At 62.9% G+C, this 17,372-nt stretch carries 13 protein-coding genes and 3 pseudogenes; 7 read left to right on the top strand and 9 right to left on the bottom strand.

Translation table 11 applies throughout. The annotated features are described in order from the left end of the window. Position 1: 1 nt before the first annotated feature. Positions 2 to 589 (bottom strand): arylesterase, encoded by a 588-nt coding sequence (locus SPHPH_RS0108550; RefSeq protein WP_028966329.1) that lies wholly within the window; start codon positions 587 to 589, stop codon positions 2 to 4. A 240-nt stretch (positions 590 to 829) separates the two neighbouring features. Between SPHPH_RS0108550 and SPHPH_RS19260 the strand changes: the two are divergent. Continuing rightward, a pseudogene (locus SPHPH_RS19260) lies at positions 830 to 1,354 on the top strand (IS6 family transposase); the annotation flags it as partial. Positions 1,355 to 1,921: 567 nt separating this feature from the next. Here SPHPH_RS19260 and SPHPH_RS0108540 read toward each other — a convergent pair. The 3 genes from SPHPH_RS0108540 to SPHPH_RS0108530 form a co-directional block, all read right to left on the bottom strand. Then, positions 1,922 to 2,134 carry a hypothetical protein gene (locus tag SPHPH_RS0108540; RefSeq protein ID WP_028966328.1) on the bottom strand — a complete coding sequence of 71 codons (213 nt, stop codon included), beginning with the start codon at positions 2,132 to 2,134 and terminating at the stop codon, positions 1,922 to 1,924. A gap of 46 nt (positions 2,135 to 2,180) precedes the next feature. Continuing rightward, positions 2,181 to 2,447, bottom strand: coding sequence for a hypothetical protein (locus SPHPH_RS0108535; RefSeq protein ID WP_028966327.1), 267 nt, complete (start codon positions 2,445 to 2,447; stop codon positions 2,181 to 2,183). Positions 2,448 to 2,522: 75 nt separating this feature from the next. Next, positions 2,523 to 3,650, bottom strand: coding sequence for a helix-turn-helix domain-containing protein (locus tag SPHPH_RS0108530; RefSeq protein WP_028966326.1), 1,128 nt, complete (start codon positions 3,648 to 3,650; stop codon positions 2,523 to 2,525). 173 nt (positions 3,651 to 3,823) lie between these two features. Here SPHPH_RS0108530 and SPHPH_RS21110 point away from each other — a divergent pair, with 173 nt between their 5' ends. Then, entirely contained in the window at positions 3,824 to 4,399 is a 576-nt protein-coding gene (locus tag SPHPH_RS21110) for a PEPxxWA-CTERM sorting domain-containing protein (RefSeq protein ID WP_156025906.1), read from the top strand. A 109-nt stretch (positions 4,400 to 4,508) separates the two neighbouring features. On the opposite strand, the gene SPHPH_RS19255 is transcribed toward SPHPH_RS21110, so the two are convergent. After that, the gene (locus tag SPHPH_RS19255; protein WP_051272920.1) at positions 4,509 to 5,177 is read right to left on the bottom strand and encodes an SOS response-associated peptidase; all 669 of its coding nucleotides are present in this window, start codon (positions 5,175 to 5,177) and stop codon (positions 4,509 to 4,511) included. Positions 5,178 to 5,381: 204 nt separating this feature from the next. Between SPHPH_RS19255 and SPHPH_RS0108520 the strand changes: the two genes are divergently transcribed. The 4 genes and pseudogenes from SPHPH_RS0108520 to SPHPH_RS21770 all read left to right on the top strand — a co-directional run. Continuing rightward, the gene (locus SPHPH_RS0108520) at positions 5,382 to 8,279 is read left to right on the top strand and encodes a TonB-dependent receptor domain-containing protein (protein ID WP_028966325.1); all 2,898 of its coding nucleotides are present in this window, start codon (positions 5,382 to 5,384) and stop codon (positions 8,277 to 8,279) included. 203 nt (positions 8,280 to 8,482) lie between these two features. Further along, positions 8,483 to 8,746, top strand: a pseudogene (locus SPHPH_RS19250) (IS6 family transposase); the annotation flags it as partial. A 60-nt stretch (positions 8,747 to 8,806) separates the two neighbouring features. After that, the gene (locus tag SPHPH_RS0108510) at positions 8,807 to 9,523 is read left to right on the top strand and encodes an IS6 family transposase (protein WP_028966324.1); all 717 of its coding nucleotides are present in this window, start codon (positions 8,807 to 8,809) and stop codon (positions 9,521 to 9,523) included. A gap of 62 nt (positions 9,524 to 9,585) precedes the next feature. Continuing rightward, a pseudogene (locus tag SPHPH_RS21770) lies at positions 9,586 to 10,221 on the top strand (IS6 family transposase); the annotation flags it as partial. A gap of 227 nt (positions 10,222 to 10,448) precedes the next feature. Here the strand turns inward: SPHPH_RS21770 and SPHPH_RS21545 are convergent. From SPHPH_RS21545 to SPHPH_RS20430, 3 genes are all read right to left on the bottom strand, one after another. Then, on the bottom strand, positions 10,449 to 11,024 hold the full coding sequence (locus SPHPH_RS21545; RefSeq protein ID WP_028966323.1) for a YdeI/OmpD-associated family protein: 576 nt from the start codon (positions 11,022 to 11,024) through the stop codon (positions 10,449 to 10,451). A gap of 514 nt (positions 11,025 to 11,538) precedes the next feature. Continuing rightward, on the bottom strand, positions 11,539 to 12,645 hold the full coding sequence (locus tag SPHPH_RS21540) for a PEPxxWA-CTERM sorting domain-containing protein (RefSeq protein ID WP_238302978.1): 1,107 nt from the start codon (positions 12,643 to 12,645) through the stop codon (positions 11,539 to 11,541). 57 nt (positions 12,646 to 12,702) lie between these two features. After that, the gene (locus SPHPH_RS20430; protein WP_051272919.1) at positions 12,703 to 14,550 is read right to left on the bottom strand and encodes a toll/interleukin-1 receptor domain-containing protein; all 1,848 of its coding nucleotides are present in this window, start codon (positions 14,548 to 14,550) and stop codon (positions 12,703 to 12,705) included. 309 nt (positions 14,551 to 14,859) lie between these two features. On the opposite strand from SPHPH_RS20430, the gene SPHPH_RS20755 reads away from it, so the two are divergent. Further along, positions 14,860 to 16,617 (top strand): DUF4231 domain-containing protein, encoded by a 1,758-nt coding sequence (locus SPHPH_RS20755; RefSeq protein WP_051272918.1) that lies wholly within the window; start codon positions 14,860 to 14,862, stop codon positions 16,615 to 16,617. Between the two features lie 244 nt (positions 16,618 to 16,861). Here the strand turns inward: SPHPH_RS20755 and SPHPH_RS20750 are convergent, their stop codons facing one another. After that, positions 16,862 to 17,161, bottom strand: coding sequence for a putative quinol monooxygenase (locus tag SPHPH_RS20750; RefSeq protein ID WP_028966321.1), 300 nt, complete (start codon positions 17,159 to 17,161; stop codon positions 16,862 to 16,864). Between the last annotated feature and the right edge of the window lie 211 nt (positions 17,162 to 17,372).

Here is a 17,372-nt window from a genome sequence, read left to right as displayed (position 1 = left end):
ATCAGGTGAGCGGGGCGGGCTGGCGACCGAGCGCCGAGATGATCGCGGGCAGGAGATGCGCGACGACCAGCTCGATCGCGCGCGCGTTGGGGTGGAGGCCGTCTGGGAGAGTCAGCCGCGGGTGGCCCATGACGCCGGGCGGGAAGAATGGGGCGTGATCGGCGCCATGGCGCGCCGTGAGATCGGCGTACATGCCGTCGTATGACGGGGCATGGGCGCGCAGGAACGGCGGCACCTCGAAGGAGGTCAGGAAAGTCGCAATGCCGCACGACGTCAAGGTGCCGAGAATGTCGGCCAGGTTCGCCCTGGTGCGTGCAGGGGCAACACCGCGCAGCAGGTCGTTCGCGCCGAGTTCGACAATGGCGAGATCGGGTTTGCACGCAAGGCCGCTCAACACGCGCGGCAGGCGGCGGAGCGCGTCGGCGGTGGTATCCCCCGACACGCCGGCGTTGTGCACGGTCGCGCCCGGGTGACGGTTGCGCAGCGCCTGTTCGAGCTTTGCTGCAAACGAGGCGCGTGTCGGCAGGCCATAGCCGGCAGTCAGGCTGTCTCCGAGCGCGAGCACGCAGGGCGTCGAATTGGTGGGCATCGCGCGTATATATGATCGCCGCCTCAGAGATCAGCACGGCACCGGAGGCATCACTCGTCAGACCTGCAAGCCACCGGCGATAAGCGTGCGCGCGGCACCGTACTAACATACAAAAGAAGACGAACAAGCATCGGGAAGGGGAAAACGATTTCAGGGCTTGATGACTGCTTGTGGGTCTTCAAAGCCGCTCGCGCGCGATGACGAGCAATGGCCTGGTTGCCAGGTCATCACGCTCAAGGGCGCGGAATCAACATCTGCCATGAAACGGTGCGGCTGTGGTGGAACAGGTTCGGACCGCTGTTCGCAGGCGAGGTGCGCCGTCAGCGGGTGAGCCGGATGCGAGGATTCCGGCACTGGCGCTGGCGCCTGGACGAGATATACGTGAAGCTGAACGGCGAGATGGTCTACCTGTGGAGAGCGGTCGACCATGAGGGAGAAATCCTCGAGAGTTATGTCACTCGCACCAGAGACAAGGATGCGGCACTTCGCTTCATGAAGAAGGCGCTCAAGCGGCATGGCTCACCTGAGGCAATCACCACCGATGGCTTGCGCTCTTACGGCGCTGCGATGAACGAGTTCGACAATCGGGGCAAACAGGAGGTCGGCCGGTGGGCGAATAACCGGGTGGAGAACAGCCATCTGCCATTCCGACGACGGGAGCGGGCGATGCAGCGCTTCCGGCAGATGAAGGCGCTACAGAAGTTCGCCTCCGTCCACGCCAACGTCCACAACCACTTCAGCCTCGAGCGCTATCTCACGGACTGACAGACCTATCGGGAGCGACGCTCTGCCGCGCTGGCGGAGTGGCAGGCACTCGTCAGCTGAACGTCGCCGTTAAAGACCGAGGTGCATCGAGTAGAGCGCGGTTCGCATTACACTGACAGCACCGATCGTGGCTCTCACCCCGTTACGCGGGCTATACCGGTTGAGCTCGGGACTGGGTGCTCTTCTATCTGTCAAACTGCTCCGGCGATAACGGCGCCGTGGGATCAGCGACCGCATGCTCTGAATCTTGGCGCGGTTCGAATGCGACCACCCACTGCGGGTAGCCGTTTGGGGACATGACGATGTCAGCGTGGCCGACAGGGTCGTTGCCAGTTTCGATCCAGCCAGCCCCTTTGCAACAGTCGCAGACTGCTCGCTTGCACCGGAAACTCACGAGATCGATCTCGGTGTTCCACTGCCCGTGTCCCTTGCAGATCGGGCACTTGGCATCGAGCGTTCCATTCCGCGGCTGCAGCGGGATGATGTCGAACGCGTGAGGGCTGTTTGGACCGTCGCAATGGACGACGTTGGTGGCATGGGCGATCAGTCTTCTCCTTGGTCGAGTATCTAGTCGCGCTGTTGCCTTCTGTGACCCGAGCGACGCGGCGGCACGACGCCCAGATCGTCAAATGAAAGATCGCTGCCCTTGGCAATTTGAGCATGATGCTCGGCCGCGCGAATGTGGATCGCGCGTACCTCCTCGATGGGCGAAGCGACGGCGAGTGCGATCTGCTGCCGCATGACTTCGCGGGGATCGTCGATGAAGGCGCCGTCGGGCATAACGCAGATCCTCAGTGGCGCAGGTGATCCACAACATATGGGGTAATTACTCGATTGAGCCGGCGATGTCGGCGATGTCCCTGTCGGACAGGCCTTCGTCTTCATTCCTGAGAAAGTGGACCAGTTCGCTGACCTCCGCAGGTCCATACGTCAGTGGGAGATCATCCATCTTGATCGCAGCCGACGATCGAGCTTCGTCAGACAGGCCGCGGACTATGTCGGCGCATTCGGCCAGCGTGCCCTTGCCTAGCACCTCAGCGCCTCCCTCATCTCCGTAAATCGTGGCAGGCTCGCTTAGCGGGTAGGTCGTCATGGCTGTCCTCTTCGTAGCAATAACAGTCTACAAGCGAAGAAGGCGCAGGTTGCATCGATCTTGGCATGAACGGGGTTAGCCGATGCTCTCAATAGCCTCTCGGATCTCATCTGACTGCGTCATGGTCACTACGGTCTCGGGCCGAGCATGCTGCTCACGTATCTCGCTCGGCGATCGGCCAAATGCCTTGCGGAAGCTGCGCACCAGAGCGGCCTGATCGCGGAACCCGTAGCGCCTGGCAATCTCGGCAAGGGTGCTTGTGTTAAGAGGGTTGCACATCGCACGGTGCGCAGCGCGCAACCGGCGCCTGCGATCGTACGCCAGCAGGCCGCCGTCGCGCTCGAACAACCTGTACAGGGCTGATCGCGAGATCGTCAGTGCGGCGGTGGCTTCGGTAACGGAAAGCGACCCCGGCGGCTGTGTCGCGACATAGGCCTTTGCCTTGGCCAGCAACGACAATTGGTCACCGTGCCTGCCCACTCCTGCACGCAGCAACGCCGCTGCGGCAAGGTCGCGCAGGATCGTTGCGTAAAGCGGCGCGCTGCTCGCCACCGCCGCAGGAAAGAAGCGGATCAGGTCCATCGCCACGTCTCGCAGCAGATCAAGTTCGGGAACCGGGACAAGCGCTCGCTGGATGTTCACAGGGCCCACCACCTCCTCCAAGAAGTCACGGGAAAAATAGAGGATCAAGCAGCGCATGCGGGTTGATGTCGCGGTACTGGGCTGTCCATAGTCGCGGACGAACGAGACGGGCGCTTCCAAGTCCATCGTCACGCCACCAGCTTCGAAGGTGATTGCGCCCTCGATCAGTTGAACGAGCTGAATATAGTCTGCCTCGACTGCATTGACCAACGCTTGATCACGTACCGCCACGAACGGATCAATGTCGACCAGCGTGATTTGCAGTCCGCCGAGGCTCCACAGGTCACCACGCGCGAGAAAAGGCCCCGGTGCAACCTGTCGCAGCCGCGCGCCGCGCGAATGCGCGGCCCAGTACGCGAATTGCTCGGCCTCGGGCAGGGTCGATGTATCCATGACGATCTTTGGAATGGAGCTGCGCGAATCGATGGGCATTGCAGATCCAAGAAAGTTGATCGTCGAGCACTCTGTCTCCCACGCGAAGGCTTCACGCAAGTCGCGGATTGGGGCGGCAAAGAGGGAATGAGCCGGGTTTCTAAGGGCCATCGCCTCGACCTGGCTCACCTGGCAAACCTGGAATCCCGTGGATGGATGCCGCGCGTCCCAACCATCTAAATTCCCCGCGACCTGCCATACGCAGTCCCTTAACGGTCGAGCCATCTGGAGCGAGGGCGACGGCGAGCATCACGCGGCCGATGAATTAGGTCTCAGGAACAAGTCACGTGGGGAACAGATATATGGTGAAGAAAATCGGCAAGGCAGTGCTTGTGCTTTGTCTTGGTGTGTTAGCGCTTCCGGCGCAGGCTGCCGTCTTCGACTGGAAGATCACGGGGGGATTCTCCGGGTCTGGCACGCTGACGGCAACCGATCAGCCCTACGCTTATAATATCGACGAGCCCCCGACCGGCCAAAGCGTTCCAGGCTATCTCGTAACTTCGATGACCGGCAAATTCGGCGGCCTATCCGTTTCACTTGTAGCAGCAGATCCGGAGAAAGGGCCGTACTTCGCGTCGAATTTAATTTATCCTACTGGCACGAAACCGATGATTGATGAGAACGGTTTGCTTTTTAAGACTGCCACACGAACATATAACCTGTTCGCAAGCCGAACCTGCGGCGGAGATACTAGCGGTTGTAGCATGATCCCACTGATTGGTTATCCGGGTATTTCTGGGGGTAGCAAGCAGGTCGCTGTCACGATCACGGCAGTGAAGTCTGCAGTTCCGGAGTCCGCAACTTGGGTGATGATGATCCTCGGCTTTGGTGTTGTAGGATACGCAATGCGTCGCAAGCCCGCATTGCAGCTCGTCTGATCCTATCGTTGATCGTGTAGGCGAAAGCCGGGGAGTCATCCTACGGCCTTTCGCGTGCTTGGTGCAGTCTGCCCCATCTTCACGAGGCGAATGTTCACTTGCAGATGGGTCAGTCGAATAGCGAGCCAAGGCTATCGTGGTTCATGCCCACAGAGACATCAGATTCGGCCTTCATCAACTGCGACGGGAAGGGCTTGGCGAGCGAGACAGCGTCGTCAAACAAGTGCGTCAGCCAACGCTCCTCATCTTCCTCGTCTAGCAGCACCGGCATGGCTTTAGGGTGGATCGGTGCCACCAGCGGGTTGGGATCGGTCGTCAGGAACGGAAATACTGCGCCGCCCTCGACCCGCCGCCACACGCCTGCGAAGCTGACGATCGGCTGGCTGGGTACGTCAAACCAGAACAGCGGGCGCTCGCCGGTCGGGCCGGGACCGTACTCGCTGAAGCTGGTGAATGGGACGAGGCACCGCCGCTCGGGGTTTGCCAGCGCCGACTTCCAGAACGGCGACGTGTAGTTCCTGACGTTCGTCACTTTCGTGTCGAGCAGCATGGGCTCGCCGGTCACCTTGTCGATGCGCTTGCCCGGCACCTTCCGCGGGAAGCCCCAGCGCATGACGTCGAGCGTGCGGGCGCCGTCCTTCTGGCGCCCGACGTAGGCCGGCTTGTCGGGGAATAGCTCAGGCGGCGGGATCGTGTGATCGGGCGGAAAAGGTGCTTCAATGCCGTAGCGGGCGGCCAGTGCAATCTGCGCCTCGGTCATGCGGTAGCGGTTGCACATGCGTCTGTCAGGCCCTCTCAACCATAGCTGTCAGAGCGGAAGCTTGTTCACTAGAGCAATCACTGAAATGTGTCAGATTAACCACACCTGCGGATATAAAGCTTCTTTTGGCTTCGCAGGAGCTTTAACAATCTTGCACCGACCCTCCGTCGGCGTTCATCCTTGAGTGAGGTGCTCACGTAAGCGCTTCAAACAGGGAACCATATGCGGCAGCTTCTTGCTCAACGTACCAGCTTTATCGCGCTCATCGTCGCGGCGGTCTCCCCAACTGGTGCGCATGCGCAAGCAGCTCCCGAACAGGCTGCAACAGAAACAGCTGCCGCTGAAGGTGGTGACATCGTCGTCACCGGCTCGCGCATCCGTCGCGATCCGCTCGACAATCCCTCACCAGTCGTGACGATCGACGAGGCGGCAATAGGGAAAACCGGCCTGTCGTCGGTTGCCGACGTGTTGCAGCGTCTGCCTGCGTCGTCGGGCGGGCTTAACAGCAAGTTCAACAACTCCGGCAATCTGGGCAATCCGCCGGATGGCGGCGGCGTTGGCGCTGGGTCGGCTGCGATCGACCTGCGCTACCTCGGCGCCAAGCGCACGCTCGTCTTGGTCGACGGGCTTCGCTACGTGAATGGCGCCAGCGCGAGCGGCATTCCCGGCACAGTCGACCTTAACTCGATCCCCGACGTAATGATCCAGCGCATCGAGGTGCTGCAATCCGCTGCCTCAGCGCTGTACGGTTCGGACGCGATTGGCGGCGTGGTCAACATCATTACCCGTTCCGGGCAGAATGGCTTTCGCGCTCAGGCGCAATACGGGCAGTACCTCCGCGAGAACGATGGTGGCACGCAGAACTACCAGTTGAGTTGGGGTGGCGGCAGCGACCGTATCCATCTCGACCTCGGCGGCTATTACACCAAACAGGACCCAGTCAGCGCCCGCGACCGCACCATCTCGCAATTTCCCAATCCGGGCCAGACGAGCTGCACCGACGCGATCGGCGGGTGCTCGGGGGCCGCGCTTAACGGACGTGTCGTCTTTGCACCGGGCAATCCCTCGCTCCCAGCCGGCGGCACGATCACCGTGCGGAACGCTCCCCTCAATGGTCGCGGCGTGTACGATCCGACGTTGGTCGGCGGCGACTTCCGCGCCTTCACCACGGCGGATCGCTTCAACTTCGCGCCGTATAATTATTTTCTGACACCGAATGAGCGCTACGGCGCCTTCATCAACTCGCGCGCCGAGTTTTCTGAGCTGTTCAACGTTCGCGTGAAAGCCAGCTGGGCGCATCGCCAGTCCCAGAATCAGGCGGCGTTCCTCCCCCTCAACCTCGGTCCTGACGCGGGAAATGGCAATCTGCTCGACACGATCTCGATCGACGCCACCAACCCGTACAATCCGTTCGGCATCACGCTAAATTCAGGCACTAACGGTCAGCCGGCTACCTATTCGCTGATCGGACGACGCCTGATTGAGGCGGGGCAACGCACCTACAGCCAGACCGTCGACACGTTCAGCGTCACTGGTACGATCGACGGCAAGTTCCAGCTGTTCGGCCGCAATTGGTACTACGACGCCAATGCTGTGCTTGGCGTGAACGACGCGCATCAGCTGTTCACGGGCAATCTGAACGCCGCTCGGCTGGCGCAGGCGCTCGGTCCGGTCGGTCAGTGCACTGGCGAGTGCGTACCATTCAACATCTTCGGCGGACAGGGATCGATTACGCCGGCGATGCTGGCCTTCGTCGGCTTCGATGAGCGCTCCCGCAGCTCGCAGCAGCTGCGCGATTACACCTTCAATCTGTCGGGCGAACTGTTCGATCTGCCAGGCGGTCCGGTCGGCATCGCGGCCGGTTATGAGCATCGCTACCAGCAGGGTAGCTTCACCCCAGATCCTATCATCCAGGCTGGCTTGGGCGCAGACATCCCGGCGCAGGCGGCCTCCGGCAGCTTCGACGTCGACGAAGTCTACGGCGAACTGCGCTTGCCGCTGATCCGGGATGTGCCGCTTCTGCGATTGCTGGAATTGAACGGCGCGGTGCGCCACTCCAACTTCTCGATCTCTGGCAGCAACACCTCGCTGACTGGCGGCGTGTTGTGGAAACCGGTTTCTGACCTGCTGCTGCGTGGCCAGTATGCCGAAAGTTACCGCGCGCCTTCGATCGGCGAGCTGTTCGGCGCCCAATCGCGCTTCGATGCGAACCTCGACGATCCGTGCACGAGCGCGGCGGGCGGCTTGTTCCAGAGCAATCCAACGGTGCGCGCGAACTGCATTGCCAACGGCGTCCCTACGAACGGAAGCTATGTGGAGCCTCAGGGCGGTCAGATCAGCGTCCTGACCGGCGGCAACCGCGATCTCGCTCCTGAGACGGCGAAGACGTGGCTGTTCGGCGGCGTATACAGCCCCGCGTGGGCGCGCGAGGGCTTTGCGAGCGCGCTCAGCCTCGAAGTCAATTACTACAACATCAAGGTGAGTGGCGCGATCGCGTCGATCCCGGCCAACGTGCTCCTGAACCGCTGCGCACAGAGCGGTGACTCGCTGTCGTGCGCCGCAGTACAACGGACGCCGAACGGGTTCATCTCAGCAATCAATGGCTTGTTGCTGAACACCGGTGGGATACAGACCCGCGGTGTCGACGCGACGTTCAATCTGCGTACCCGCCAGACGGGTGCGGGTTCCTTCGGATTGTCGGTCAGCGGCAACTACCTGCTGGCCTATAAGGAGATCGTGCCGGCCACCACCGGCACCACCACGATCAACTTCACCGGCACCGAGCGGGGGAGCCCAGATCAGGCCTATCCGCATTTCAAGGGGCAGGCGACGATCGATTGGGACATCGGCCCGGTCGCGGCGGCGTTCACCGGCCGCTACATCGACAACATCATCGAAAGCCAGAATGGCCGGGCGATGGACCGTCGGTTTTACGGCGACGTGCAACTGATGTTCCGGCCAAGCTGGGTCGGAGACCGCGTGGGCCTGACGCTGGGCATCAACAACGTCTTCGACACTGATCCGCCTGCATGCTTCTCATGCAGCCTCAACAACTACGATCCGACCACATATGATGTGCCAGGCCGCTTCGGATACGCACGGGTAAGCTACGGCTTCTGAAGTTGGTGGGGTGGGCACTTGCGGGGGTGCCCACCCACAATGCCTTCATCACTACAGGCATGTTGCCTAAGGTCGATTAGGTTCATCGACTTCAGCCCCCTGTTCGATCAGGCGCTGCGCAATCCAGCGATATGGTAGGTGACGGCATCGTCAAACCAAATGCACCTACTGGTAAACGGGTGAGTGTGAGGTAGGGCAGGGACATGCCCCGCACCCGCAAGCCAGCCTCGCCGTTCCGCTACTCCAACTCCTCGCCTGAGGTGATCCGGCTGGTGGTGCTGATGTATGTGCGCTTCCCGCTGAGCCTGCGGAACGTCGAGGATCTGCTGTTCGAGCGCGGGATCGACATCTGCCATGAGACGGTCAGGCTGTGGTGGAACAGGTTCGGACCGTTGTTCGCGGGAGACATTCGCCGCCAGCGGGTGAGCCGGATGCGCGGCTTTCGTCACTGGCGCTGGCACCTGGACGGGTACCGTCAAACCAAATGCACCGGCTGGTAATAGGGTGATCGTGGGGTAGGGCAGGGCATGCCTCGTCCGCGCAAGCCAGCCTCTCCGTTCCGCTACTTCAACTCGTCGCCGGAGGTGATCCGGCTGGTAGTGCTGATGTACGTGCGGTTTCCGTTGAGCCTGCGGAATGTAGAAGACCTGCTGTTCGAGCGTGGGATCGACATCTGCCACGAGACCGTGCGGCTGTGGTGGAACAGATTTGGTCCGCTGTTCGCCGGTGACATCGGCCGCCAGCGGGTCAGCCGGATGCGCGGCTTTCGTCACTGGCGCTGGCACCTGGATGAGATGTACGTGAAGCTGAACGGCGAGATGGTCTACCTGTGGCGGGCGGTGGATCACGAGGGTGAGGTACTGGAAAGCTACGTCACGCGCACCCGCGACAAGGCTGCGGCACTCGCGTTTATGAAGAAGGCGATGAAGCGCCACGGCTCACCCGAGGCCATCACCACCGATGGTCTGCGCAGCTATCGTGCCGCCATGAACGAGCTAGGCAACGCCGAGAAGCAGGAGGTGGGCCGCTGGGCGAACAATCGGGTGGAGAACAGCCATCTGCCATTTCGACGACGGGAGCGAGCGATGTTGCGGTTCCGGCAGATGAAGACGCTGCAGAAGTTCGCATCCGTCCACGCCAACGTCCATAACCACTTCAGCCTGGAGCGCCACCTCATCGATCGACAGACTTACCGGGAACGACGCTCCGCCGCACTGGCGGAGTGGCAGACGCTCGTCAGCTGAACGTTGCCGTCAAAGATCGACATGCATCGTGTGGAGAGCGGTTCGCATTGGACTGACAGCACCTGTACGTGCGCTTTTCGCTGAGCTGCGGAACATCGAGGATTTGCTGTTCGAGCGCAGGATCGACATCTGCCACGAGACGGTCAGGCTATGGTGGAACAAGTTCGGTCCGCTGTTCGCCAGCGGCATTCGCCGCCAGCGGGTGAGCCGCATGGGCGGTTTTCGTCACTGGCGCTGGCACTTGGACGAAATGTACGTGAAGCTAAACGGTGAGATGGTCTGCCTGTGCCGAGCGGTCGACCATGAGGGTGAGGTGCTGGAAAGCTACGTTACTAAACCCGCGACAAGGCAGCCGCACTCGCGTTCATGAAGATGGCGCTGAAGCACCACGGGTCTCCCGAGGCAATTACGACTGATGGTCTGCGAAGCTACCGTGCCGCGATGAAAGAGCTCGGGAATGCCGAGAAGCAGGAGGTAGGCCGCTGGGCGAACAACCGGGTGGAGAACAGCCACTTGCCGTTCCGACGAAGGGAGCGGGCAATGTTGCGGTTCCGGCAGATGAATACGCTGCAGAAGTTCGCAGCTATCCACGCCAACGTCCACAATCACTTCAGCCTGGAACGCCACCTCATCGACCGACAAAACTACCGTAACGACGCTCAGCTGCACTGGCGGAGTGGCAGGCGCTTGTCAGCTGAACGTCGCCGTCAAAAGGCCGATTTGCATCGACTGGAGAGCGGTTCGCATTAGACTGACAGCACCCGGCGCACCTGCTGAAACCCAACTCCGTGCGCCAGCGGCCGCTTCCCTCCAGGTCAGACATCGGATCATCGATCCTAGTATCCGATAACCCGCCATCTTCCGGATGAACGAACGGCGGGAAACGGGACGAGGGAGGGCGGCCTCGGATGTCTGGTTCTGGGTCTCAGTGGAAGCGCTCACCTCGACTGAGCTGCTCGAGGATCTGCTCCATCCTGCGTGCGCGCGTCTCCGGCCGTTTGGCTGTCTGCAGGCGGTAGTAGATCGGGTACAGGTTCTTGCGGTCGAGCGTCCGGAAGAACGCTTCGGCCTCGGGCAGGGACGCTAGCGCGTCTAGGAAGTCCTGCGGTATGACCATGGTAGCCGAGCCCTCGTAGGCGGCATCCCAACGTCCATCAGCGCGCGCGGCCTCGACATGGGCGAGTCCGGCGGGGGTCATGCGCCCTTCAGCGATCAGCCGATCGGCATGTTCACGGTTCTTCGTTGACCAACTCGATCCCGCCCGGCGCGGCGTCAGACGCTGGAGGTAGGAGCGCCCGTCGCCGGAACGCTTCAAGCCGTCTATCCAGCCGAAGCGGATCGCCTCTACGACGCAGTCGGACCACGTGACCGAGCGCTGGCCAGATCCCGCCTTGTAGATGCGAACCCAGAGCTCCCCACTGTCCGCGTGGTGCTCAGCAAGCCAACAAGCCAGATCCTTAGAGCTTTGGAACTCGAGAGCATGGGCTGGTAGATTGGTCATCACCAGAAGCTAACGAAGGCGTATGCCGCTGAGAAGTGACATGGAAATCTCTCCCGATATCGCGGTCAACTGATTGACGTAGGCGGGGGTCACATGAACAAACGGCGGCTCTGGGGAAGCGTGCAGCTGCCGCTAAATGGCGTGTGTTGGGTCGTCACAGCCTTGAAGCCGCACTCTGCTAAGCAGACTTGACGCTCGAATCGTAAGATGGGCCGTCGGTGATGGCCCGCGCTAGAGACCAATCTGTTTAAGTGCGCCGGCTAGTTCTTCATCCACGATCGAGGCACCGCCTTTCGGCGTGATCCGGTTCAGTGCGGTGCGCAACGGGTCTGCGCCATCTGCAAAGTTTTGTGCCGTCTCTCGCGTTGGGCGTTGGTCCGGCAGGAGCTGCTTTCGCCGAGCAGCAATGCCCATTTTGGCCTCCTCGCCAGCGAGCATCGCGAGGGCTAATCTGAGCCCGTCGCGTCGACCGTGCGAATAGTCGTTGGTGCTGCCGCTGCGCTTGTCTTTCGCATCAAAGCTGAACGCGTGACGCCCGCTCGAGTGGCATGCGACCGTGACGTCGACGTGCGCGCAGGCTTGCGCCAATCGCGCCAAAGCCCAGGATCATCGTCAGCCATGTCGACGGCTCCGGCACCGCCCCTGCACTGGTCGCGGGCGTGAACCCGTTGTTGTAGGTCAGGACCGGCATCGCCGGCGGCGGACCAGGGAGGGGATCGCTCGCCAGGTTGACGGCGAAGCCCGCGGTATAGGGGACGTAATCGTCGTTGATCGCGTCGCGCGGCGGATAGACAGGCACGCTGGTCGGGCCACCGAGCGCCATCCGCGCGTTTGAGCCGCCGCCGTTCGTCCGGGGATCACCAAAGACGACCTGCACGCCCGAACAGGCGGTCAGATCAAGGCACGAGTCGAAGGTTCCAGCATAATAGGTCGCCTCATAGATGACAGTCGTACGCTGCCCGGCACCAAGAAGGCCGAGACCGAGGTTGAGGTTGGTCGCGCCCCAATCGAGCACCGTCCAATTGTCCTCGCGGATCACGTTGGTCAGGCCGTTGAAGGCGACGCCGTCCGACGTTGTTACCGCGATCTGGCGGTCGTTGACGACGCCCGACGCGCTGTACAGCGTTCGCCCGTTTGCGGTGTTCGGGTCCTGCCTGACCGAGAAGTCGAACCCGGCCTCTCCGAAGCTGCTCTGCCCAAGCTTGGCGAGATGGCCCGGCGTGATGAGCGAATCGAAGCGGAGATCGACCGCCTCCGCGCTATCGTTCAAAATGTCGAAGGTGATCCGCGTGCTGGATCCGACGGCGCACATGCCGACGCAAAAGTTGTTGTGCAGAAAGAAAAATCCGCCGTCCGCTTCATTGGCGTAACCGGTGAATTGCAAACCGGTCTGCGTGTAGCCGTCGAGGCTGCCCGCGGCATTAAAGAAGGTGAAATGCTGCCCCTCGTTGCCGGAGGTCGCGTCGGTGCTGTCCAGAGAGGCGCGCCCGCTGTCCTGCACGAAATAGCCGAAAGCGTTGCTGGCGATCGCGCGTTCGACGACGACAGCGGCGCGCGCCGGCGTCGCAGCCGGCAAGGCGACAGCCGTCGCCAACAGCAGAATCTTGCCTGTCTTCACCATGATCACCCCCAAGATGGTTAAAGGTTGTAAAGGGTTGTTCTTGAAATTCATTGGAAATTATTCCCTTTTGGGCGGTGCGCAATCGCTGCGCGATCGCGAGGCGCGGTCGTCGGGAGCGAGGCGGACGCGCAAGGCGATGGCGAGGTCGCACTGCCACGCGGCCGCTTGCTGGCGACCCGCGCCCGCGAAGATGCGCGCACGCAATGCGAGCAGTTCCGCTTGATCGGGGTCGTTGGGGCCATAGCTGGCGTCGTAGATCGCCTTGACCCGATCGGCACGCGCGAGCGCGGCATCCGGCCGACCGGCGGCAGCCTCGGCCTCGGCGGTGTAGAAATCCACGTCGCCGACCGACGAGTTGGTGGGACCGTACAATCTAACCGTCAGCGCGCGTGCGTCCGCCAGCGCCGCGAGTGCCTGATCCGTCTGGCCGGCCGCGGTCAGGATACGCCCCTGCATGACCAACGCGTCGCGGAAGATCGGATGATCCGGTTCGAGTACGCGTCGATAGATCGCCATCGCCGCCTCGATCCGCCGCTCGGCTGACGGAAGCCGACCACCTTCGAAGTCCGACAGCGCACGGTTCCTGATCGCGCTGGCGGTCGAGACATGGTTCAAGCCGAACTTGGCAATGAAATTGCGGGTCGCAGCAGCATAGATGCGATCCGCCTCCGCAAGCCGATGCAGCCGGAGAAGCGACGTTGCCTGATCAAGCTGGGTTGTGCCGATCTCCCCTCTATAATCGCCGTCAAGGAGCGCATAGCGTCTGCCCGCCTCGCCGAGCAGCGTCGCCGAACGCGCGTAATCACCGGTCAGGACGGCGGCACGTCCACGCCAATCCGCAACTTTGGCATCGAGCAGTTTGGCATCGGCATCGCGTGGTCTGTAGCTCGCCTGGGCGGCATCGATCGCCCGTTCAGTTGCTAGCGCGTCCCGACGAATATAGGCGAGGCGGGCCAGTTCCAGCTGGATGCGGGCGCGCTCCGCGCCGGTCGGGGGCAAGCGCGACAAGGCAAGTTGAAGATCGTGCGACGATTGCGTGGCGAGGCCGAGATTGGCGTAGATTTCGCCCGTCGCCCGCAACAGCCGCGCGCTTACCGCCGGCTCGTCGTCAAGGTCGACCGCCGCGCGGCGGCTGGCGCGTTGCAGGATGGTCAACGCCGTGATCGTGCGCGGATTTTCGGTCGCGGGATTGGCGATCTCGAAGGTGCCGATGAGGAATTGCAGGCTTCGGTCGGCGAGGCGTTGCTGCCGCTCCGCCACGCGCCGCTGCGCTTCGGCATAGACCGCGAGCCCGATCGTCACCACGGCGATCGCCGACGAAACCAGCGCGACCGCGATCAGCTTGCGCTGTCGCCGCGTGGCGTCGCGGCGGGCAAGCGCGTCGAGGGGAACCCCTGCGATCCCCGCCACCAGCTTGAGCAGCGCGAGACGACGTCCGTCCTTGCCCGGCCGCAGGTCGGCGGCGATCGGCTCGGCTGGCTCGGTGCCCAACGTGCCGTCGGGCGCGAGCTTGAAGTGCAGAGCCGGGGGAAAGCATTCGTCATCACCGGCATTGGGTTCGCCCGCCACGATCACGGCGAGCGTCCGATGCTCGCCATGGGTGCGCTTGAACGCGAGGATTTCCTCGTTCACCCAGTGCGAACGCGCTGCCTTGGGGCTGCACATCACGATCTGGAAGCGCGATTCGGCAAGCGCCCCGCGCAGCTCGATGCCGAGATCACCGCTGGCGGGAAGTTCGTCGCGGTCGCGAAACACCGGCGGCAGCTTGCGCGACACCGGACCGAACGGCGACGCCTTGCCGATCAGCGATCGCGGGATGCGATAGCCTTCCAGCGCGCGATGCAGCCATCGCGCGACCTTGTCGTCGGAATGACTGTAGCTGATGAAAGCGGCGTAGCGGCTCACGAATCGCCCCTGCGAAGCGGAGCGCCCCCGCCGCCCCGGCGTGACGTTCGGTCGCTTTGTGAGGTTTCGCAAGGGTTTAGAATATTTCGGGCTTCGCGAGCGACGAGGCGATCGACGCGGCACATCGATCGCGTGACCGCCGGCAAATGTCGCGTGACACTTGGCGGCGGCGGAGGACGCTTCTACCGTTAACCACGCGGAATCGGGGGGCGAGATGCGAAAGCTGGACGTGCATGAAGCGGTGGGCGCCGGGGCGCGTAGGTCACCGGAGGTGGTTCGGCACGCCACAGCCCGGCGGGCGGCGCGACGATGACCGATGAGGCTGGCTCCGCGGACGGAGCGCCGATCGCGATCGGGATCACCGGCCATCGGTTGGCGCGGCTCAGCGATGTGGATCTTGCGGCGCTGCGCGCGCGCATCGATGCGGTGCTGTCCGCGATCGCGGGGGCTGCGCCGACGAGCCGCTTTCGTCTGGTGGGCAGCCTGGCCGAAGGCGCCGACATGATGGCGACGGATGCGGCACTCGCACGTGGGTGGCAGGTCGATACGGTGCTGCCCTTCCATGCCGAGGAATATGCCCGCGACTTCGATGAGTCCGCCGCCATCGGGCTGCGCTCGCGGATCGACGCGTCGACCAACGTCTTGGAACTGCCCGGACGGCGCGACGAAGCCGGCGGGGAAGCCGCCGCCTATGAGCGCGCGGGCCGGGTCGTCCTGACCCAGAGTGACCTTTTGCTGGCGGTGTGGGACGGCGAGCCTGCGCGCGGGCGCGGCGGGGCGGCGCAGATCGTTGCCGAAGCCGTCGCCCATGCGATCCCGGTGCTGGTCCTCGACCCTGATCCCGCGCGAGAGGCGGTTCTGTTGTGGAGCGGGCTCAACGCGCATGAGTCCGGCCCCGAGGCGGTCGACACGGTCGCGAAGGGTAACGTCGCGGATTTGCCGATGCTGATGGCGCGGCTGGGCGGCGCCGACACGGGAGCTGCGGCGGGCGCGAAGACCAGAAGGCGACGGACGGTATTCGATGCGCCGCCGCTGTTCGCGATAGCCTATCCTTTGTTACTCGCGATGACCGGTGTCCGGGCATTCCGCCGTGCCGACCTGCGGCGGCCGTGCCCGACGCCGCGGGTGCCGAGCACCGCGCCGACCCTGTCGCTCCAGTCGCGCATCGATACGCAGCTCTGGCCAAAATTCGATACGGCGGATTGCAAGGCCAGCCTTGCGTCGCAGCTGTTTCGCAGTGCCTTCGTCAGCAGCTTCGGACTTGCGTCGTTTGCCGTCATCCTCGCGCTGCTCGGGCTCGTCGTGCCGGTCGGCGCGAAGCCGGTGCTTGCTGCCGGCGAGTTCGCGTCGATCGCGATGATCCTGATCATCACGCGGTGGGGATCACGTGCACGGTGGCACGATCGCTGGCTGGATCACCGGACGCTGGCCGAGGAGCTTCGCTGCCTCGCGGTCTCGGCTCCGCTCGGGGATTTGTTCCTGCGTGGTGCGCGAGCGGCGGGGAGCGACGCCGCCGGACGCAAACGGCGCGACATCGCGCGACGGATCGGCCTGCCGTCGGCGCGCGTCGATGCGGCCTATCTCGGCGAGGCACATGCAAGCCTAGCGGCGTTGCTCGACGACCAGATCGGCTACGTCCGGCGCGAGAGTGGGCGGATGCACCAGCTGGAGCACCGGCTGCATCGCCTTGGCGGCACGTTGTTCGCGATCACCGCGCTGATCTGTGCGGTCGTGCTGGGGATCGAGATGGTGTGGACCTTCTTCAGCCATGGCGAAGCGGGATCGCACCACAGCCTGCCGCTTGGCGTGACGGTGGTCAGCGCCGCGCTGCCCGCGATGGGTGCCGCCATCTATGGTATTCGGATGCAGGGAGACTTCGCCGGATCGGCCGAGCGTAACGCGGCGCTGGCCAGCCATCTGGTCGAGCTGCGCCGGATCGTTCAGGACGAGCCGCCGGGGTTCGACGGGCTTCGCCGCATGATCCGGCGGACCGCCGAACTTCTTACCGCCGACGTCTCGCAATGGGCGCGCTCCACGAGGGCGAGGCCGCTTAGCCTGCCGGGATAACGATGCCAGGCGACGCTGGCGCATCTGCCGTGCGCGGTGCCGATCCGGTTAGTGCTGGTTCGACAGGTTCTTAATGTGCACGCCTGACGGTGAGTCCGTAGCCACAGCATCATGAAACGATGACAGTGCGCCATGCCGCCAAGCGATCTCAAGCATGGAACAAGCGGCCCGATTTGGCAGGAGGGCAGGCCGGTGCGGTGAGCGCCTTTACGTCTTTTCCAGGGAGTGTGACGAAAGGGCCAAATCAATCTGCGACGTCGATGGCGAGCGTCTTGATGATGAGCGGTCGCGCTGCGGCGAGGTCGCGCGCGGCCACGCCAAAAGCCTTGAAGTGATCCGAAGCCATGTGCGCCGCAACGGCGGCATCATCGACATAGAGCTCATTGAAAAAGTAACGTTGTTCGCCCTCGGTTTCGCGCCACAGGTCATAGTGCAGCACGCCAGCCTCAGCGCGTGAAGCGGCGACGCAGACCCTGGCCGCTTCGACGAAGGCGTGTTCCTGTCCGGGCTTCACCGATACAAAAGCAACTATCTTCACCGACATCGTCGATCTCCCGATCCAAGATTGCTGGGTGGACACATTTGTTGACGACATCAACCCGCCCCGATCGATGTGAAAGCCATTCGGTGTCTCGTGGCATTGCAGCAACATGAATGGACGACCGCTTCCGGGAAGCTCCAATGGAGCCACGAATGACCGCTTGTGGGTCTTCGGGCATGAGCGCCGTTTATGCGACCAATCTACAAGGTATGCA

Source organism: Sphingomonas phyllosphaerae FA2, from assembly GCF_000427645.1.
Lineage (GTDB): Bacteria > Pseudomonadota > Alphaproteobacteria > Sphingomonadales > Sphingomonadaceae > Sphingomonas > Sphingomonas phyllosphaerae.
Note: the sequence above shows the minus strand (reverse complement) of the source record. Positions and strands in the feature narration are given on the sequence as shown.

Coding starts and splice junctions, on each gene's coding strand:
- SPHPH_RS0108535 (WP_028966327.1), bottom strand. CDS start 2,447: ATGACGACCTACCCGCTAAGCGAGCCTGCCACGATTTACGGAGATGAG.
- SPHPH_RS0108550 (WP_028966329.1), bottom strand. CDS start 589: ATGCCCACCAATTCGACGCCCTGCGTGCTCGCGCTCGGAGACAGCCTG.
- SPHPH_RS20750 (WP_028966321.1), bottom strand. CDS start 17,161: ATGTCGGTGAAGATAGTTGCTTTTGTATCGGTGAAGCCCGGACAGGAA.
- SPHPH_RS20755 (WP_051272918.1), top strand. CDS start 14,860: ATGACCGATGAGGCTGGCTCCGCGGACGGAGCGCCGATCGCGATCGGG.
- SPHPH_RS0108510 (WP_028966324.1), top strand. CDS start 8,807: ATGCCTCGTCCGCGCAAGCCAGCCTCTCCGTTCCGCTACTTCAACTCG.
- SPHPH_RS21540 (WP_238302978.1), bottom strand. CDS start 12,645: ATGGTGAAGACAGGCAAGATTCTGCTGTTGGCGACGGCTGTCGCCTTG.
- SPHPH_RS0108540 (WP_028966328.1), bottom strand. CDS start 2,134: ATGCCCGACGGCGCCTTCATCGACGATCCCCGCGAAGTCATGCGGCAG.
- SPHPH_RS0108520 (WP_028966325.1), top strand. CDS start 5,382: ATGCGGCAGCTTCTTGCTCAACGTACCAGCTTTATCGCGCTCATCGTC.
- SPHPH_RS21110 (WP_156025906.1), top strand. CDS start 3,824: ATGGTGAAGAAAATCGGCAAGGCAGTGCTTGTGCTTTGTCTTGGTGTG.
- SPHPH_RS19255 (WP_051272920.1), bottom strand. CDS start 5,177: ATGTGCAACCGCTACCGCATGACCGAGGCGCAGATTGCACTGGCCGCC.
- SPHPH_RS21545 (WP_028966323.1), bottom strand. CDS start 11,024: ATGACCAATCTACCAGCCCATGCTCTCGAGTTCCAAAGCTCTAAGGAT.